Annotated in this window: 16 protein-coding genes; 8 read left to right on the forward strand and 8 right to left on the reverse strand. The window is 65.8% G+C overall.

Features of this window, described 5'->3' with window-relative positions:
* The first annotated feature begins 103 nt into the window (after positions 1-103).
* The 3 genes from LK533_RS07650 to LK533_RS07660 are packed head-to-tail and all read left to right on the forward strand — an operon-like array spanning position 104 to position 4,687.
* Positions 104-2,158 carry a hydantoinase/oxoprolinase family protein gene (locus LK533_RS07650; RefSeq protein ID WP_229362202.1) on the forward strand — a complete coding sequence of 685 codons (2,055 nt, stop codon included), beginning with the start codon at positions 104-106 and terminating at the stop codon, positions 2,156-2,158.
* Positions 2,159-2,175: 17 nt separating this feature from the next.
* Positions 2,176-4,053 carry a hydantoinase B/oxoprolinase family protein gene (locus tag LK533_RS07655; protein WP_229362203.1) on the forward strand — a complete coding sequence of 626 codons (1,878 nt, stop codon included), beginning with the start codon at positions 2,176-2,178 and terminating at the stop codon, positions 4,051-4,053.
* A gap of 4 nt (positions 4,054-4,057) precedes the next feature.
* Positions 4,058-4,687 (forward strand): isochorismatase family protein, encoded by a 630-nt coding sequence (locus LK533_RS07660; RefSeq protein WP_229362204.1) that lies wholly within the window; start codon positions 4,058-4,060, stop codon positions 4,685-4,687.
* Positions 4,688-4,694: 7 nt separating this feature from the next.
* On the opposite strand, the gene LK533_RS07665 is transcribed toward LK533_RS07660, so the two are convergent.
* Both LK533_RS07665 and LK533_RS07670 read right to left on the reverse strand, forming a co-directional pair.
* Complete coding sequence (locus LK533_RS07665) at positions 4,695-6,206, reverse strand: aldehyde dehydrogenase family protein (RefSeq protein WP_229362205.1); 1,512 nt, start codon at positions 6,204-6,206, stop codon at positions 4,695-4,697.
* Positions 6,203-7,354 (reverse strand): FAD-dependent monooxygenase, encoded by a 1,152-nt coding sequence (locus LK533_RS07670; protein WP_229362206.1) that lies wholly within the window; start codon positions 7,352-7,354, stop codon positions 6,203-6,205. Before LK533_RS07670 ends, LK533_RS07665 begins: the two co-directional genes overlap by 4 nt.
* Positions 7,355-7,616: 262 nt before the next feature.
* Between LK533_RS07670 and LK533_RS07675 the strand changes: the two genes are divergently transcribed.
* The 4 genes from LK533_RS07675 (at position 7,617) to LK533_RS17935 (ending at position 11,569) form a co-directional block, all read left to right on the forward strand.
* Positions 7,617-8,327, forward strand: a complete 711-nt coding sequence (locus LK533_RS07675) for an arylmalonate decarboxylase (protein ID WP_229362207.1) — start codon at positions 7,617-7,619, stop codon at positions 8,325-8,327.
* 147 nt (positions 8,328-8,474) lie between these two features.
* On the forward strand, positions 8,475-9,683 hold the full coding sequence (locus tag LK533_RS07680) for an FAD-dependent oxidoreductase (RefSeq protein WP_229362208.1): 1,209 nt from the start codon (positions 8,475-8,477) through the stop codon (positions 9,681-9,683).
* Positions 9,684-9,714: 31 nt separating this feature from the next.
* Positions 9,715-11,184 carry an NAD-dependent succinate-semialdehyde dehydrogenase gene (locus LK533_RS07685; protein ID WP_229362209.1) on the forward strand — a complete coding sequence of 490 codons (1,470 nt, stop codon included), beginning with the start codon at positions 9,715-9,717 and terminating at the stop codon, positions 11,182-11,184.
* Positions 11,185-11,407: 223 nt separating this feature from the next.
* Positions 11,408-11,569: a transcriptional regulator gene (locus LK533_RS17935; protein WP_324255270.1), complete on the forward strand. Its 162-nt coding sequence runs from the start codon at positions 11,408-11,410 to the stop codon at positions 11,567-11,569.
* 604 nt (positions 11,570-12,173) lie between these two features.
* On the opposite strand, the gene LK533_RS07695 is transcribed toward LK533_RS17935, so the two are convergent.
* The 4 genes from LK533_RS07695 to LK533_RS07710 are packed head-to-tail and all read right to left on the reverse strand — an operon-like array spanning position 12,174 to position 14,291.
* A complete protein-coding gene (locus tag LK533_RS07695) occupies positions 12,174-12,716 on the reverse strand; it encodes a GNAT family N-acetyltransferase (protein WP_229362210.1) in 543 nt (180 codons plus the stop codon).
* The gene (locus LK533_RS07700) at positions 12,713-13,408 is read right to left on the reverse strand and encodes a hypothetical protein (RefSeq protein ID WP_229362211.1); all 696 of its coding nucleotides are present in this window, start codon (positions 13,406-13,408) and stop codon (positions 12,713-12,715) included. Before LK533_RS07700 ends, LK533_RS07695 begins: the two co-directional genes overlap by 4 nt.
* Positions 13,408-14,049 carry a hypothetical protein gene (locus tag LK533_RS07705; protein ID WP_229362212.1) on the reverse strand — a complete coding sequence of 214 codons (642 nt, stop codon included), beginning with the start codon at positions 14,047-14,049 and terminating at the stop codon, positions 13,408-13,410. Before LK533_RS07705 ends, LK533_RS07700 begins: the two co-directional genes overlap by 1 nt.
* Positions 14,046-14,291, reverse strand: a complete 246-nt coding sequence (locus tag LK533_RS07710; protein ID WP_229362213.1) for a PadR family transcriptional regulator — start codon at positions 14,289-14,291, stop codon at positions 14,046-14,048. The genes LK533_RS07705 and LK533_RS07710 overlap by 4 nt, the downstream gene beginning before the upstream one ends.
* A gap of 341 nt (positions 14,292-14,632) precedes the next feature.
* Here LK533_RS07710 and LK533_RS07715 point away from each other — a divergent pair, with 341 nt between their 5' ends.
* Complete coding sequence (locus tag LK533_RS07715; RefSeq protein ID WP_229362214.1) at positions 14,633-14,839, forward strand: hypothetical protein; 207 nt, start codon at positions 14,633-14,635, stop codon at positions 14,837-14,839.
* Between the two features lie 353 nt (positions 14,840-15,192).
* Here the strand turns inward: LK533_RS07715 and LK533_RS07720 are convergent, their stop codons facing one another.
* The gene (locus tag LK533_RS07720; protein WP_229362215.1) at positions 15,193-15,612 is read right to left on the reverse strand and encodes a hypothetical protein; all 420 of its coding nucleotides are present in this window, start codon (positions 15,610-15,612) and stop codon (positions 15,193-15,195) included.
* A 270-nt stretch (positions 15,613-15,882) separates the two neighbouring features.
* The gene (gene mqo / locus LK533_RS07725; protein ID WP_229362216.1) at positions 15,883-17,607 is read right to left on the reverse strand and encodes a malate dehydrogenase (quinone); all 1,725 of its coding nucleotides are present in this window, start codon (positions 17,605-17,607) and stop codon (positions 15,883-15,885) included.
* Positions 17,608-17,670: the final 63 nt, after the last annotated feature.

Here is a 17,670-nt window from a genome sequence, read left to right on the forward strand (position 1 = left end):
TCGGCGCGGGCGGGCTTCGTGCGCGCGCCGCCGGCCTGTGTGCGGTGCCCGAGCGGATCGACGAGAACAGGCGGGCGGAGCCCCGCAACGAGGAGCACTATTGATGGCCTATCGCTTGGGCGTAGACGTTGGCGGCACCTTCACCGATCTTCTGCTGTTCGACCAGGGAAGCGGGGCCTTCTGGCGGCACAAGACCCCCTCCACGCCCCATGACAGTTCGGAAGGGATCCTGACCGGCGTCGAGGCGATCTGTGCCGCCGCCGAAATCACCCCGGCCGACATCGAATATTTCCTGCATGGAACCACCGTCGCTACCAATGCGGTGCTGGAGGGCAAGGGCGCGCGCGTCGGCCTGATCGTGTCCGAGGGTTATCACCAGATCATGCAGATCGCCCGCAGCTTCGTTCCGGGCGGGCTTGCCGGTTGGATCGTCTGGCCCAAGCCGCAACCGCTCGCGGCGCTGGAGGATACTTTCGAAATCAAGGGCCGGATGAGCGCGCAGGGCGACGAGCTTCGCGCCGTCGACGACGCTGACATCCGCGCTCAGTTGGAGCGGCTGAAGGCACAGGGCGTCGAGGCGCTGACCGTCAGCCTGATGAACGCGTATCTCAACGGCGCGCACGAACAGCGGGTCGGCGAGCTTGCAGCGGAAATCCTGCCGGACGTCCCGGTCTCGCTGAGCCATGTCGTGCTGCCCGAGATGCAGGAATATGAGCGTACGCTGACCACCGTCGCCAATGCGGCGGTGCGGCCGGTGGTCGGGCGCTACGTCCGCAACCTGCGCAGCAAGCTGCGCGACGCGGGCATGGCCGGCAAATTGTCGCTGCTGCGTTCCGACGGCGGCCTGATGACCTCGGAGAAGTCGGAGGAGCATCCGGTCTCGCTGCTGATGTCGGGCCCGGCCGGCGGCGTCACCGGCGCGATCTGGGTCGGCAAGAACGCAGGCATCAAGAACATCCTGACGCTCGACGTCGGCGGCACCTCGACCGACGTGGCGCTGATCGAGAATCTGGAGGCTCGCCGGGTACGCACGACCGAGGTTGGCCACCTCGCCGTCCGCGCCTCGGCGCTGGACGTCAAGACGGTGGGCGCGGGGGGTGGCTCGATCGCCTATGTGCCCGAACTGACCGGCGCGCTGCGCGTCGGGCCGCAATCTGCGGGCGCGGTGCCCGGGCCGGTCGCCTATGGCAAGGGCGGTACCCTGCCGACCGTGACCGACGCCAATGTCGTGCTCGGCTATCTGCCGGAGGCGCTGCTCGGCGGCACCTTCAAGCTCGATCGCGAAGGCGCGGTTAAGTCGGTGCAGACGATCGCCGACGCGCTGGGCATCGAGCTGTTCGCCGCCGCGCGCGGGATCATCGACATCGTCAACGAGAATATGTTCGGCGCGCTGCGCATGATCTCGGTGCAGCAGGGCTATGATCCGCGCGACTTCGCGCTGATGGGCTTCGGCGGTGCGGGACCGATCCACGTCAACGCCGTCGCGCGCCTGATGGGCAGCTGGCCCGCGATCTCGCCGGTGTCACCGGGCGTGCTGTGTGCACTGGGAGACGCCACCACTCGGATGCGCACGGAGACTGCGCGCTCCTTCTCGACGCTCGCGTCGAAGACCGACGCGGAAGCACTGGCGGCCGTCCTGTCGGAAATGGAGGCGCAGATCCGCGCCGAGCTGGAGGATGAGGGGGTCGCCGCCGGTGACATCGACGTCACTTTCGAAGTCGACATCCGCTATGCGGGGCAGGCGTTCGAAGTGCCGATGGGCGTGACGCTCCTCGCGTTACTTGAAGGCGGCCTTGCTGCGCTGACCGGACGCTTCGACGAGGAACACCGCCGGCTGTTCACCTTCAACATGGAAAGCGAGCATGAGATCGTGAACCTGCGTGCGGTCGCACTCGGCGTCGCGCTGGATCTGCCGGCGGTCCAACTGCCGGAGGGCGACGGCGACCCCAGCGCCGCCAAGATTCGCGACCACCAGCTCTACATGGACGGCCGCATGCAGCCCGCGGTGATCTACGACCGGTCCAAGCTGCGGGCCAAGGACGTCATTCCAGGCCCCGCGATCGTGATCGAGATGGACTCGACCACCCTTATCGAAGCCGATTGCGTCGCGACCGTCGATGCCGTCGGCAACATCCTGATCACCCTGGCGAACGCCTGATCTGAAGGACTGAAACCATGCCCGCACGGATCAACCAGACCAACCACAATGTCTTCGAGAAGAAGGCGATCGACCCTGTCACCCTCGACATCATCGAGAATGCGCTGCGCAACGCGCGCGTCGAGATGGATGCGACGCTGGTGCGCACCGCCATGTCGCCCGGCATCCGGGAACAGGGCGACGCGTTTCCGCTGATCGCCGATTACCGGGGCCGCATGATCGTCGGCCAGTTCGGGTCGTATATCGGCCCGTTCCTCGACGGCTACGACGGCGAGGTCGAGGAAGGCGACCTGATCATGCTGTCCGATCCTTATTCGGTGGGTGGCGCAGTCAGCCATTGCAACGACTGGCTGGTGCTGCTGCCCGTGTTCAAGGACGGTCGCCTGATCGCCTACACCTCGATGTTCGGGCACCAGTCCGACATCGGCGGCATGGTCGCTGGATCCATGCCGATCGACGCCACCTCGATCTTCCAGGAGGGCGTTCGCATCCCGCCCATCAAGATCTTCAAGCAGGGCGTCTACAACGAGGATCTGGTCAAGCTGATCATGCACCAGGTCCGCACGCCGGACTGGTGCAAAGCCGATCTCAACGCGCTGGTCGCCGCATGCCGCGTCGCCTCGCGCCGGGTCATCGAAATGGCCGAGCGCTTCGGCGACGACGTGTTCGTCTCCGCCTGCGAGGAACTGCTCGCGCGCAACCACAAGGCGATGGCGCAGCTGATCGACACCGCGATCAGCGAGGAAAAGGTCAGCTTCCAGGATTATATCTGTGACGACGGCCTCGGCTACGGCCCGTACAAGATCCGCTGCACCATGTGGCGTGAGAACGGCCGCGTCGTCCTCGACTTCGACGGCACCGATCCGCAGAGCGCTGCCTCGATCAACTTCTTCCTCAACGAGAACATGATGCGGATGTTCTTCGGCATCTACATGATCATGGTGTTCGATCCGCAGATCCTGTTCAACGACGGCTATTACGATCTGATCGATGTCCGCATCCCGGAAGGATCGCTGCTGAAGCCGCGCTTCCCGGCTGCGCTGTCGGGCCGGACCCATGCGCTGGGGCGGATGTTTGACATCCTGGGCGGCCTGCTCGGCCAGAAGACGCCGGACTTCCTTACCGCCGCGGGCTTCTCGTCCAGCCCGCACCTCTTCTATTCGGGGTTCGACAAGGAGGGCGAATATTTCCAGCTGTTCCAAATCGGCTTCGGCGGCATTCCCGGACGTCCGCTGGGCGACGGCCCGGACGGTCACTCGCTGTTCCCCAACTTCACCAACGTGCCCAACGAGTTCCTGGAGCGCTACTTCCCGCTCGTAATCGAGCGCTACGAGACGGTCGCGGACTCCGGAGGCGCCGGGCTGCACCGTGGTGGCAACGGCATCCTGATGTCCTACCGCTTCCTGGAACCGGGCAAGATCGCGATCCATGACGATCGCTGGTTCGTGCCCCCCTGGGGCGTGAACGGCGGTGCGCCCGGCGCGCGTGCCCGCAAGACGCTGGAGAAGGCGGACGGCACCAAGGTGATCGTCGGCAACAAGATCGAGGATTATGAGGTTCAGGCGGGCGACGTGCTGCACTTCGTCACCTGGGGCGGCGGCGGGTGGGGAGATCCGCTCGAGCGCGACCCGGCGCTGGTGGCGCGGGAAGTGGGGCAGGGGCTGGTCACCGTCGCGGGCGCCCGCGCCTATGGCGTGGTGCTGACCGACGACGGCGTAGTCGATGCGGGCGCGACCGAAGCACTCCGGACGCAGATCCGCGGCGAGCGTGGCGATGTGTCGGTGTTCGACTTCGGCCCGGATATCGAGACGCTGCGGGCGCAGTGCGAGGCGGAGACGGGGCTGCCCGCGCCTAAGCCGCCGCGCCAGCTTCATTCGCTGGCAAGGGCGGCCTGAGCCGATGAGCGACGAACTCAAGGACAATTACGCCGGGGCGTTCGACGGGACGCTCCGCTTCGGCGAGCGGCCCGCGTTGCTGATCGTCGACGTGGTCGCCGCCTATCTGACGCCGGGATCGTCGCTGTACGATCCAGCGTTCGAGGTGGCGCTGGCGTCCAACGAGCGGCTGGTCGCAGCCGCTCGCGCGGCGGGGGTGCCCGTGATCTTCACGAACGTCGTCTACCAGCCGGGTGGCGCCGACGGCGGCCTGTTCTACGCCAAGGTGCCGGCGCTGAAGGCGTTCGATCGCGGATCGGCGATGGGGGCGTTTCCGGACACGCTGCAGCCGCGTGCCGACGAGACGATCGTCTCCAAGCAATATGCGTCCGCCTTTTTCGGGACCTCGCTCAGCTCGACGCTGGCGGCGCGGCGGATCGACACGCTGCTCATCACCGGCTTTTCGACGTCGGGCTGCGTGCGCGCGACGGCACTCGACGCGTTGCAGCACGGCTTCGTGCCGTTTGTCGTGCGCGATGCGTGCGGCGACCGCCACCCCGCCCCGCATGAGGCCAATCTGTTCGACCTTCAGGCCAAATACGCCGAGGTTGTGACGGAAGAGCGCGCGCTGGCGCTCCTCGGCGGGGCGGAATAGCGGCGGCTCACAGCCGCACGGTGATGGCCTTGGTTTCCAGAAATGCACCAAGGCCGTCATCGCCGAACTCGCGTCCCCAGCCCGACTGGCCATAGCCGCCGAACGGGATGTTGGTGCCCACTGCCCCATGACAGTTGATGGAGACATGGCCGGACCGGATCCGGCCCGCAAGCCGGTGCGCGGTCGACAGGTCCCGCGTCCAGACGCTGCCGGACAGTCCGTAGATATTGTCGTTCGCGAGGGCGGCGATTGCGTCGAGATCGTCGGTGTCGAAGCGGCGCACCGCCATCACCGGACCGAAGATCTCCTCGCGCTCGATCGCCATGTCGGCATGGGTGTCGGCAAAGATCGTTGGTTCCACGAACCAACCGGGGCGATCCACCCGGCGCCCGCCGGCGACCAGGCGTGCGCCCGCCCGTTTCGCCCCCTCAATGTGGCCGAGCACCTTGTCCAGCTGTCCTTGCGAAATCAGCGGCCCTTGCTGCGTCTGGTCCGAAAGCCCGTGTCCCAGCGTCATGCCGCGCGCGAATGCGGCCATTCCCTCCAGCAGAGCCTCGTAGATGGCGGCGTGCGCGAAGATGCGCGTCCCCGCCATGCAATTCTGCCCCTGGAGGAAGAAGCACGCCATGGCGACGCCCGGGATTGCCTGCTCGAGATCGGCATCGGGCATGACGATGACCGGCGACTTGCCGCCGAGCTCCAGCGAAACCTTCTTGAGGTTTCCGAGCGCCGCCTGAACGATGCGGCGCCCCGTCGCAGTCGATCCGGTGAAACTGATCTTGTCGACCAGCGGGTGTTCGGCCAGTGCTGCGCCCGCATCTGCGCCGAAGCCGTTGACGATGTTCACCACGCCGGCCGGAAAACCCGTCTCCAGCGCGAGCTGCCCGAGCGCCAGGATCGACAGCGGGGTTTCCTCCGACGGCTTCACCACCACGGTGCAGCCTGCCGCCAGCGCCGGGGCAAGCTTGAGGATCGCAGTCGAGAGCGGCACGTTCCACGGCACGATCAGGCCCGCCACCCCGACCGGCTCGCGCAGCGTATAGGTCAGCGCCTCCCCAAGATCGGCCAGATGGCGGGGCGGCGGCATGGTCGCGCCCTCAATCCGCAGGACGGCGCCCGCGTAATAATCGACCATCTCGATGCAGTTGGCGACCGTCAGCCGCGCGATCGCGATCGGCATGCCGTTGTCGAGGACGTCGAGTTCGGTGAGCAGCTCCGCCTGCGCCTCCATTGCCCGGGCAAGACGAAACAGCAGTGCCGATCGCTTTGCCGCGGAGAGGCGCGCCCAGAGTGGAAAGGCTGCGGCCGCCGCCCGGACCGCGGCGTCCACGTCAGTCGCCCCGCCGATCTGGAAGCGCGCCAGCTCCAGCCCGGTGGCCGGATCGCGCGTCACATGGCTCTGCCCGCCTTGTGCATCCACCCAGGTGCCGCCGATCAGCAGGCGATGGGGCCCCGGCAGAAAGGCGCGCGTCGAAGCCGCGATGGCGTGGCCGTCGAAGGGCGTGGCGTCCAGGGTCATAGCGCAACCGTCCTGCAATCGTAGCTGAAGAGGCCGAGCGACTCCTCGTCGCGAAGGCTCGCCAGGCCGAAGCTGTCGCTGTCCTGCCCCTGCATGCGATCGGCGTTGGCGTTTGATTCCGCCTGGATGAAACTTGCCCGGGCGTGCCGGGCCGCGACATAGCGCCGCAGCCCCTCGGCAACTGTTGCGCTGTCCGCAAGCGCGCGCGTCAGCACGATTGCGTCCTCAATCGCGGTGGCAGCCCCTTGGCCCAGAAACGGCGTCATCGCGTGCGCCGCATCGCCGAGCAGAGTGACGCAGTCCGTTTCGATCCAATTGGAAAGCGGGCGCCTGGCGTTGATCGCCCACTTGAACAGCGGGCCACGCCGTGCGGCGGCGATCATCGCCTGCACCTCACCGCACCAGGTCGCGTAGGTGGCGGCAAGGTCGTCCGCCGACGCAGGAATGGTCCAGCCCTCCTGGTCCCAGCCCGCCTGGCGCGCGAAGAAGACGCAGTTCAGCAAGGTACCCGCGCGCACCGGATAGCGGGTGATCATCCGGCCGGGACCGATATGGATGCCGGGATAGCCAGCAAGCGCGGCGAGATCCTCGTTCACGGGAAGCAGCGCCCGCCAGGCGACATGCCCCGTGAACTGGGCAGGGACCTCGTCAAACCGCGCGCGCACGGCCGACTTGACCCCGTCGGCACCGACGATCACGTCGCCCTCGAAGCGCCGACCGTCTGTCAGGACAAGCGTGTTGCCGACGCTGCGGGCGACGCATGCGCCATTGTGCAGATCCACCCCTGCGTCCCGCGCGGCGGCGAGCAGCAACTGGTGGAGGTCGGCGCGATGTATCGTGACATAGGGTGCGCCGTAGCGATCGCGCTGGCTGCCACGCTCGACCGCGCGCAGGATCCGGCCGTCTTGCCAGTGCTGGATGCGCTGGCGGCTGGGCTCGATGCCGGCTTGCGCGACCGCCTCGCACAGGCCGATGTGATCCATCCCCTTCATCGCATTGGGCGACAGGGTGACGCCGGCGCCGATCTCACCGAACTGCGCGGCAGCCTCCAGCAGCATCACGCCAAATCCGGCCTGCGCCAGGGCGACGGCAGCGGTCATGCCGCCGATGCCGCCGCCGGCGATGACGACCCTTGCGGTGGATGCCATGTCCCTCGTCTCTCCCGCCCTTCTCCAAAGTGCTATGGGCCAAGGCCTCTTCGCCGGATGCGCTCTGCTGCCCGGTGATCGGCTGGCGGATATTCGCGTTTCGACGGCCAAGCTTCGCGATCGACCGACTAACCCCTTCCCCAGAACAGGAGGCAGCGCCGCCATCGCGACGTTGCGGAGAGGGGAGGCAAACCGAGTGACAACCGCGAGCGTAGCCAGGCGGCCACACGCTGACGTCCTGGGCTTCCGAAGGAAGTTCGGCGTGCTGGGACCATCGACGAACACCGTGGTTCAGCCCGATTTCGACGACATGCGACCGTGGGGAGTGACCAACCACTACAGCCGGATCGTCGTCGCCAACCCTAGCGCCGTGTCGAACGAGACCTTTCTGGCAGGTGTCGCCGACATCGACCGCAACACAGCCGACGCGGTGACCGGGGTGATGACCTGCCAGCCGGATTATCTGGTCATGGGCATGTCGGCAGTCACCTTCTTCGGCGGGGCGGAAGGCGCGCGCCGCTGGCGGGAGTCGATCGAGGCGCTGTCGGGCATCGGCGTCACGATCGGGTCGGAGGCGGTCGCTGCGGCGCTCGCCGCTTATGGCAATGTAAAGCGGGTGGCGTTCTTCTCGCCCTATTACCCCGCCGCCAACGATCAGGTCCGGCGCTTCCTGGCTGATCATGGCTATGAGACAGTGCGCGGCACCCCGCTCCAGTGCCCGTCCTGGATTGCCATCGCCGAGCTCACGCCGGAAACTCTGCGCGACACCATGAAGGACCTGGATGGGGACGACGTGGACGCGATCATTCAGGTCGGCACCAATGTGTCCAACGTGCGCTTGGCCGCCGCTGCGGAGCTGTGGCTCGGCAAGCCGGTGATCGCGATCAACACGGCCACCTACTGGCACGCGCTGCGGGCCAACGGCATCCATGATCGCATGCCGGGCTTCGGACGCCTGCTCGCCGAGTTCTGACCTGCCGTACGCGGGCGGCGCGGGCGTTGCGCCCTGCCGGTCCGCCGACGCCGATGTTCGTGCTGCGGACAGTTCGCGCAGGTTCGTGGGAACCCGGCGCAGCCCTCCCTAGCCGCATCGCCATTCAATCAGGGAATAGGTTCAAGCATGACCGGTCAAACCGAACGCGTTCAAGTCGTGATCGCTGGCGCGGGACCCGTGGGGTGTGTGGCTGCCACCTATCTGGCCCAGCGCGGCATCGACGTGATCCTGGCAGAAACGGGCAACGACGCTGCGCAGGACTTGCGCGCCTCTACCTTTCACCCGCCGTCGCTGGAGATGCTCGACACGCTCGGAATCGCGCAGAGCCTGATCGACATGGGGCTCAAGGCGCCGATCTATCACTGGCGCGATCGCCGCTCGGGCGAGGTGCTGTCGTTCGACCTGAGCGAGATCGGCGACGTCACTCGCTTTCCCTACCGCATCCAGTGCGAGCAATATCACCTCGCGCGCATGCTGGCCGAGCGACTGGGTGACCAGCCCAGCGCGCGGGTGATGTTCGGCCACCGGGTGATCCATTTCGATCAGGACGAGGCGGGTGTCACCGTCTCGCTCGAACATACCACCGGGATCAAGAAGGTGCGGGCGGACTATCTGATCGGGGCCGACGGCGCCAACTCCCTGGTACGCAAATGGCTGGGGGTGGAGTTCGATGGCTTCACCTACCCCGAGCATTTCCTGTGCCTGAGCACCAAGCAGCCAATCGATGCCGAGATCCCGAACCTCGCTTACGTGAACTACGTGTCCGACCCCGAGGAATGGCTGGTGCTGTTGCGCGTGCCCTCTGTCTGGCGGGTGCTGGTTCCCGCAAGTGCCGAGGAAGACCCCGCCTGGCTCCTGTCCGACGCCAAGAAGAACAAGGTCTTTGGCGGTCTGCTCGCCGATGGCGAGGCGGTGAAGACCGAGCACCGCACCATCTACCGCGTTCACCAGCGGGTGGCGAAGAGCTTCCACCACAACCGCGTCCTGCTGATGGGCGATTCCGCGCATCTCAACAATCCCCTTGGCGGGTTCGGCATGAACAGCGGCATTCACGACGCCTTCAACGGCTGCGAGAAGCTGGTACGGGTGCTGAACGGCGAGGCCGGGCAGGAAGAACTGGCGCTCTATGATCGCCAGCGTCGCACTGTCACCCACGACTTCACCCAGCAGCAGACGATCGAAAACATGGCGATCATGCGGGCAGGGCAGGGCGAGGCGCACAAGCGCAAGCAGGAAACGATGCGCACGCTGTCGACTGACCCGGAGCGCCGTCGCGCCTATTTGCTGCGGCAGGCGATGTTTACCAGCCTGGCCGACGCAGCGGCGATCCGCTGACGCCGTTCGCAACCATAATCCAGGACATCCCATGTCGAACCCGCTTCTCGAACAGCTGAAAGCGGCAGGCTGGCTGCGGCAGAAGAACGCGATCGGCGGTGTATGGCGCGACGCCGACGACGGCGCGACGTGCGAGGTGACGGACCCGGCCACCGGCGAGGTGCTCGGGACTGTTCCCTGGAGCGGGGCCGCCGAGACGCGGCAGGCGATCGAGGCGGCGCATGCCGCCTTCGCCGGCTGGTCGGCGGCGCTGGCTGCCGATCGTGCCGCGGCGCTGCATCGTATGGCGGCGCTGATCCGCGAGAATGTCGACCTGATTGCCGCGATGTTGACCCTCGAGCAGGGCAAGCCGCTGAGTGAGGCACGCGGCGAGGTGCTGCTCGGCGCCAGCTACGTCCAGTGGTTCGCCGAGGAAGCGCGCCGCATCAACGGCACGGTCGTGCCTTCTCCGTGGCAGGGCAGCCGTATCTTGGTGACGCGCGAGCCAGTGGGCGTGGTTGCGGCCATTTCCCCGTGGAACTTCCCCTTCTCGATGCTGTCGCGCAAGATCGCGCCGGCCTTGGCCGCGGGCTGCACCGTTGTGGTTAAGCCGTCCGAGCTTACGCCTTACTGCGGGCTGCTATGGGCGGTGCTCGCGGAGCGGGCGGGGATCGCGGCGGGCGTGGTGAACATCGTGACCGGCGACGCCGTCGCGATCGGCGGCGAGCTGACCGCCAACCCCCTGGCGCGCAAGCTCACCTTCACCGGCTCAACCCGCGTGGGCAAGCTGCTCTACCAGCAATCCGGCGCGACCATGAAGAAGCTGTCCATGGAGCTCGGCGGGAACGCACCCTTCCTGGTGTTCGACGATGCCGACCTAGACGAAGCAGTGGCGGGCGCGATCGCGGCCAAGTTTCGCAACACCGGCCAGACCTGCATCTGCGCCAACCGCCTGTATATCCAGGACGGCATCTACGAAGCTTTCGCGGAGCGCTTCGGCGCGCGGGTGCAGGCGCTGCGGGTCGGCAACGGTCTCGACGCGCATGTCGAGCAAGGGCCGTTGATCAACACCGCCGCGATGCAAAAGGTCGAGGCGCACGTCGCCGATGCGATTGCCAAGGGCGGACGCGTGCTCACCGGCGGCAGGCCGCATGCGCTGGGCGGCACCTTCTACGAACCAACGGTGATCCGCGATGCCAACCCGGACATGATCATCGCTCGCGAGGAGACCTTCGGCCCGGTGGCCCCGCTGTTCCGGTTCACCGACGAACAGGCGGCGATTGAGGCGGCCAACGCAACCGAATTCGGGCTCGCCGCCTATGTCTACACGCGCGATCTGGCGCGCACCTTTCGGGTCGCGCAGGCGCTGGATGTCGGGATGGTCGGAATAAACCAGGGCATCATCACGAGCGAAGTGGCGCCATTTGGCGGCGTGAAAGACAGTGGAATCGGCCGCGAAGGTGCGACTTCCGGTATCGAGGAGTTTGTCCAATACAAGTATGTGAGCCTAGGCGGCCTGTAACTAGGGTCAGGGCCCATCAACGTGAGCGTTGCGATCTGGTTCGGACTCCGTGAGGGGACTGGAGTAAGCAACCTGGCTTGGCCGACGGGCGGCCAGGTCAGCGACTACACCGGCGCGGCCGGGCTATGCCGTCGCACGTCTCCGTTGGCGGCTCTCACGATCGGAAGCAGCTCGAAAACCGGCCGCGCGAGGGAGGGATCGCACGTGGCTTGAACCAAGGTGATTGGCAGAGCACTTGGATGTGTCGCGTCAGACCGTAAATGCGGTTGGGGCAGACAAATACGATCCGCTTCTGCCGCTTGCGTACAAGCGTGCCGCGTTCTTCGACATTGAAGTCGAGGCGTTGTTCTGCAATCCTTTCAAATCAACGGCCCGGATCGAATAGGCATATGTCGGATGCAGCGCTTGTTCTGATTGCCACGTTGATCGGCCTAGCAGCCTATACCGCCCTGCCATCTCTCTTGGCTATGGTGCGGAAACACCCCGATCGGGCCTTGATTTACAAGCTAAGCCCCCTGTGTCTCCTATCGTTCCTCCTGTGGCTGGTCCTTGTCGCATGGGCTTCCACCGGCCAACGGAACGATGCAGTCATCTCACGTTACATATCTAAGCTGCGAGGGAACAATCGCCTCCCTTTGGCGATCATGCTGCTGATCCTATTCGGACTAGCAGGAAGTCTTATCTCGCTTATGCGCTGATCATTCGTGGAGTGGATCATCGCAACGGCGATCGCCTTGGTGCTGCGATGACTCTGCCGCCCGCGATAACTGCGGCCAAGAAGTCCATCAAAGGGGGTGGCAGGATGGCAGGTGTTGCACTCTCCATCGGGCTCGCTTTCTCCATGCTCTACGACCCTCCGCAGCACTAGGTCATAGAGAACATCGCAAAGCGCCAAAGCGACGACGAGGACGTGGCCCACAGGACGAACGGTAAGCGCGAGCGGTCCCAATCTCGATCCGGATGGGAAAGTTCCGGTTTGACTGCCGCTCCTAGCCGGGATGGCATGGCAGCTTCAACCGGACCGGTGGCACCTTCCCACCCACAGCGAGGCACGGACGCAAAACATGACCAGTCTCGACGAAACCAAGTTTGCGTAGAACCTGCCCCGAGGCGGGGTTGTCTTCGAAATTCCCGGAGGTGAGAGAGTGACAGCCAACGTCTACAAGGCCGAAGGTAACAACGGCTCGTGCCGCTTCCGTTGCAACTCCCTTCCCCCAGTGCGCACGGGACAGCCAATAGCTCAGCTCGGCAGTTTCGGCGTCATTCTCCGGGGTCAGCCCGACCGCGCCGATAAGCACGCCGGATCCTCGTAGGGTTATCGCCCAGACCCATTCGGCGGGCACAATCTGGTCGAGGAAGAATTGCGCGTCGTCCGGCCCATAAGGATGGGGAACCCGCGCGAGACGGCGGGCGACATCCCAATCTCCAACGATGCTCACGATGGCATTCATATCACCATCGTTGGGGCGCCTGAGAGACAGGCGTTCGGTCACCAGATCAGGACGTTCGTGCAGTGAGAGACCCTTGGTCATTGGCAGACGCCGCCCAAGCGCTGAGCACTCGGACCGGCTGCATATCCCAATTCCTGCCGCGTTGTTTTCGCAATCTTGTAGCGCGCAAGCTGCGCCGGATCGTCACCGGCTTCTACGATCCAGGCCGCTATCTTGCCCGATGGTGTGTCCAAGTCCTCGCTGCCGACGACCCGCGCGGTGAAGGCGCCGAAACCTTTGTCGTACTGCCAGAACGGAACGGCGTAGGTGCCCCCCTCCTTCAGCGGCAAGGCGGCGAAGGTAAGTCCCCACAGATTGCCATCCCACGTCGGACGCGCCAGTGCCACGTCTAAAGGCGTCGAGCCCGTGGCCGTCTCCTTCGTCCCTCGGAGACCGTGCGCGCCATATTCGACACTGACCCGGTGCCAGCCCTTTTCGTTGCGTCCGCGCCCGCGCTGGCTATCCATTCTGATCGGCAACAGCGTTTCGCGATCAACGATGAAATGGTCCCGCATATCGAACGCGCCGTTTTCGAGCTTCTGATGCACGACGATATCCCACGCCGGCTTACCACCATCGCGCGACGCCGTGATCGTCTGCAACGTCGAGCCGATTGTCCTGTCGCCGGCGACGATCGCGTAGCAGGTCGAGCCGGCCTGAAGGCGACCGCCTTCCATTTTCGGCGTTGCCGCGCCCGTGGTGGCGAGCGCCGCGACCATGACCAACGTCTTCATCAAGCCTCCTTCGGGTAGGACGAGCCGGCACCGGCATTCCGCCACCTTGCCAAGAACGGGATCGCAGCCAGCTCGATTGCCAGCGCGGCGAACTGGATCGCGCTGCCGCCAACGTTCGGGACGGTGATGGCAATGATGTGGACGATCAGTGCGGCGATGATCGTCGCCACCAGCCACAGGATCGCTGCCCTGCGCCATCGTCCATCGAGCAGGAACCAGGCGACAGCCAGATGCGCCGAGCCGAGCAAGAGCAGCAGAACCGTCAACGCCGGGGCTGCCGCGACATAGGCATCGGCCAGAATCCGCCCGCGCGCACCACCGGCCATCAGCATGTCATGATAGTGGTCGTGACCGGACAGCACCAACCTGGCGCCGGAGAAGGCGCAGCCAAGATGGAAGGTGGCGATCGGCACGATCAGCCCGAGTACGAGGGCGTGGCTCACCACCGCAATCCGCCCTTCGGCGTGGTGAGGCAGCCGCCGCCATGCCGCGATCAGGCACCCGCAGGCAAAGCCGAGCGCCTTGCCATCGCGCCGAGCCAGATCGAACTCCGCCGACATCGCCTGCCCCCATTCGCTGCCATCGCGCGGCAGGCAACGCAGAGCCAGCGTCATCACAAGCTCTGCGATGCCGGCCATCATACGGACGACAATCGAGACACAGTGCCGGTTTCCGGCACGATCGTGCTGGCAAGAGCGACGCCGGTCGCGGTCAGCCGGTACGCATGGCGCGCTGGTCGTCCCAGCCGAGCCGGTTCCTGCCATTCGGCCTCGACCAAGCCTTGCTCGGTCATCCGCATCAGCAGAGGATAGAGCGTGCCCGACGACAGGCCGGTGTGCTTCATCAAGTCGTAGCCATGCCGCCACGCCGACGGCTCCGTCATAAGCGCGGCAAGGAGCGAAAGCATCTGCTTGGATGGCCGACGTTTGCGGATCATCCATCTAAAACGCTATATGTAGATTTAAGAGTCAACGGTGCGCAGCGAGCCGTCTGGTTTGTCACAGCTCCGTCGTGATTGGATTCTGAGATGGCGCGGGGCCTTCCCGACCACGCATCCTTCTGGGAAAGCCGTAGCCGTCTTCATCGCCCTTGCAGTCAGGAAGGTTGGCGCCCCAGTTGCCGTCTCGACAAGCTCACTCAGACAGACGTACTGCTCGCAGGGCGGCCCCGCGCGCCCTCGAGAGATCGATTCGACTTGAGGCGGTCCTGCGCGAGCGCCACGACATGATGGCGGACGGCCCGCGGGTCGGAGGCCTCATCTCGACGCTCGAGGTGCGCATCACGCGGGTGCACGTCCGGCCCGACCTGCTCATTGATGGGCACGAGAATCGGGTCGAACCGAGCAACAGGCAGCCGCTGATCATGAACTTTCAGAAGGCCTACGGAGTCGCCAACATCGAGGCCATCGAGTCTTGCCTCGCAGAGATCTAGGAGAGGAAATGCCGCATGCCCGACGTGGATCGGCGCGGGAGAAGCTGCTCGAGACCGTGCGCTGACAAAGCGCGGCACGCCGGCTTGAGAAGTCGGGGTGCCGCACGTACACGAGCGGGATCAAACGTGTGGACCTGCGGAATTTTCATCCCAAGCAGCATTGATGTGGGGGGGGAGGGAGGCGGACAGACTTGAGATCGTCAGGCGAGCAGCAAGCCGGCACCAGCGACAGCGAAAGATCTGGCAGAGTGCCGAGCAATAGCCGGCTGGCGCAAAGATTGGCGGCAACTTTGGTTGCCTCACCTGGCGATGGCCAAAGAACAGGGCCGCGCCATGGCGCTTTACAGAGCGCTTCACCGACCACAGCACCATGCGGTGCTGTTCATGGCGGTGTCGAGCACGCCGCCTGCGATGAACAGCCAGCGCAGGTCCCAGACCGCAAAGCGGGCTCGGTGAAGGGCGGACAGCGTCCGGTCGGTCGCTTCCACGGGGTTCGTCGCCCGCGTGCCGATGCGATCCAGCAGCCGCCCCGTGCGCGTGTCGAACCGCAGCGTCCGGCCGGGTCCGCCGCCGGGGCGCGGCATGAGGCTGTTGCGCTGAATCTCAGCCTCGACCGACCACGGCGTACCGTCGCGACGCTCGATCGTTAGCCGGCCGGCGGGGCTGCCCCAGGCCTGTTCGGCGCCGGCCAGGATCGCGGCGACCGGCACGGGCGGCACCTGGGGCGCCACGCCCGCCGTCCCCGCGCGCGGGATCGCCGCTCCGCTCCGCATGCTGCCGGTAACTGCCGCCTCGAGGGGCCCGGCCGTCCTGCTCCAGGGAAGCAGCGTGCCGCCAACCAGCAGCAGGTCCGAAAAAGATCATCAGGTGGAAGGGCAGGGACAGCACCGCAGCCGCATCGAGCGCGTCGAGCTGGCTGCGCTGCCCCTTGCCCGGGCGGAAGGTGAAGAAGTCGCGAAAAGATCCGCTTTCTTGGGAAGCTGCCGGCGTTGCTTGCTGCAAGTGGCTGCCCCAGATCGCGGGCAGCCACGCAGGTTATCGGATCACAGCGCCTGCTGCTCGACGTTGAGGTTGCGCGCCTTGCTCGGGCTCGCGGCGGGGGTGACGGTGGGCGCGCGCCCTTCCGGCACCTCGATGTACGGCAGCTTCAGCGCCTTGCTGGTCATGCCGCGGATGCGGTTGGTCAGCGCCGGGTCGCTGTCGAGCTGCAGGCCGTAGGAGGGGATCATCGTCTTGAGCCGTGCCTGCCACGCGCCGGCCACCTGCTGCGGGAAGGCGCGCTTCATCACCTCCAGCATGATCGCAGGCGAGGTCGACGCGCCCGGGGATGCGCCCAGCAGCGCCGCGATCGAGCCGGTCTTGTCGGTCACGATCTCGGTGCCGAACTGCAGCACCGCACCCTTCTTCGGGTCGCGCTTGATCACCTGGACGCGCTGGCCGGCGGTGATGAGCTTCCAGCTGCCCTGATCCGCCTTGGGATAATATTTCCGCAGTTCGGTCTGGCGGTCGGCATCGCTCAGCATCGCCTGCTGGGCCAGGTAGCGCACCAGGTCCAGATTCTCCACGCCCACGCTCAGCATGGTGCCGATGTTGCTGCCATAGATGCTGGAGAACAGGTCGAGCGAAGACCCCTGCTTCAGGAACTTGGTGCTCTGGAGCGCGAACGGACCGAACAGCGTGACCGAGCGGCCGTCGAGCTTGCGCGCGTCGAGGTGCGGCACCGACATCGGCGGCGATCCTGCCTCCGCCTTGCCATAGACCTTGACGTCGTGGCGCCCGGTGACTGCCGGGCTTTCGAATGCCAGGAACTGGCCGCCGACCGGGAAGCCGGCGTAGTTCCTGGCCTCCGGGATGCCCGACATCTGAAGCAGCTTGAGCGAGGCGCCGCCTGCACCCACGAACACGAACTTCGCCTTGACGGCGCGGTCCTTGCCCGTGCGGACGTCATGGACCGCGACGTTCCAGCTCCGGTCGGCGTTCTGGTGCAGGCCGCGCACCTCCTGCCCCAGGTTGAGGCTGAAGTTCGGACTGCGGCGCAGCGTTCCGACGAGCTGGTTGGTGATGGCGCCGAAGTTCACGTCGGTGCCGATCGGCATGTAGGTGGCGGCGACCTTTTGCGCAGGATCGCGGCCCTCCATTACCAGCGGGGCCCATTTGCGGATCTGCGCGGGATCCTGCGAGAACTGCATGCCGTAGAACATCGGATGCTGGACCAGCGCGTCGCGCCGCTTGCGCAGATAGGCGATGTTGTCGTCGCCCCACACGAAGCTCATGTGCGGCGTCGGGTTGATGAAGGTCGACGGATCGGACAGGGCCCCGCGCTGGACCTCATGCGCCCAGAACTGGCGCGCGACTTCGAACTGCTCCGCGATCTGCACGGCCTTGATCGTCTCGATCGACCCGTCCTCGGCCTCGGGCGTGTAGTTGAGTTCGGCGAAGCCGGAGTGACCGGTGCCGGCGTTGTTCCAGCCGTTGGAGCTTTCCTCGGCGACCTTGTCCATCCGCTCGTACATCTGGATACGCCAGCTTGGCTCCAGTTCCTGGAGGTAGGTCGCCAGCGTCGCGCTCATGATGCCGCCGCCGATCACGACGACGTCGACCGGTTCGGCGTTCTCCGCCTCAGGCCCCGCCGGCGAGGCCATCGGGCGGAGCAGGAACAGTCCGCCCGCGACCGCGGCCAGCGCGACGATGCAGGCGAGCGCGATCAGAACGCGCTTGGGAAGGCTCCGGCGACGCGGAGCGTGCGCCGAAGAAGAAGGTTCAGTCATGGTTTCTTCCGCATTGCTGATTGGAATGGAAAGCCCATGCGGGGGAGGAAACCGAGCCAGCGC

Origin of the sequence: Sphingomonas sp. PL-96 (genome assembly GCF_020707215.1) — a bacterium.
GTDB lineage: Bacteria > Pseudomonadota > Alphaproteobacteria > Sphingomonadales > Sphingomonadaceae > Sphingomonas.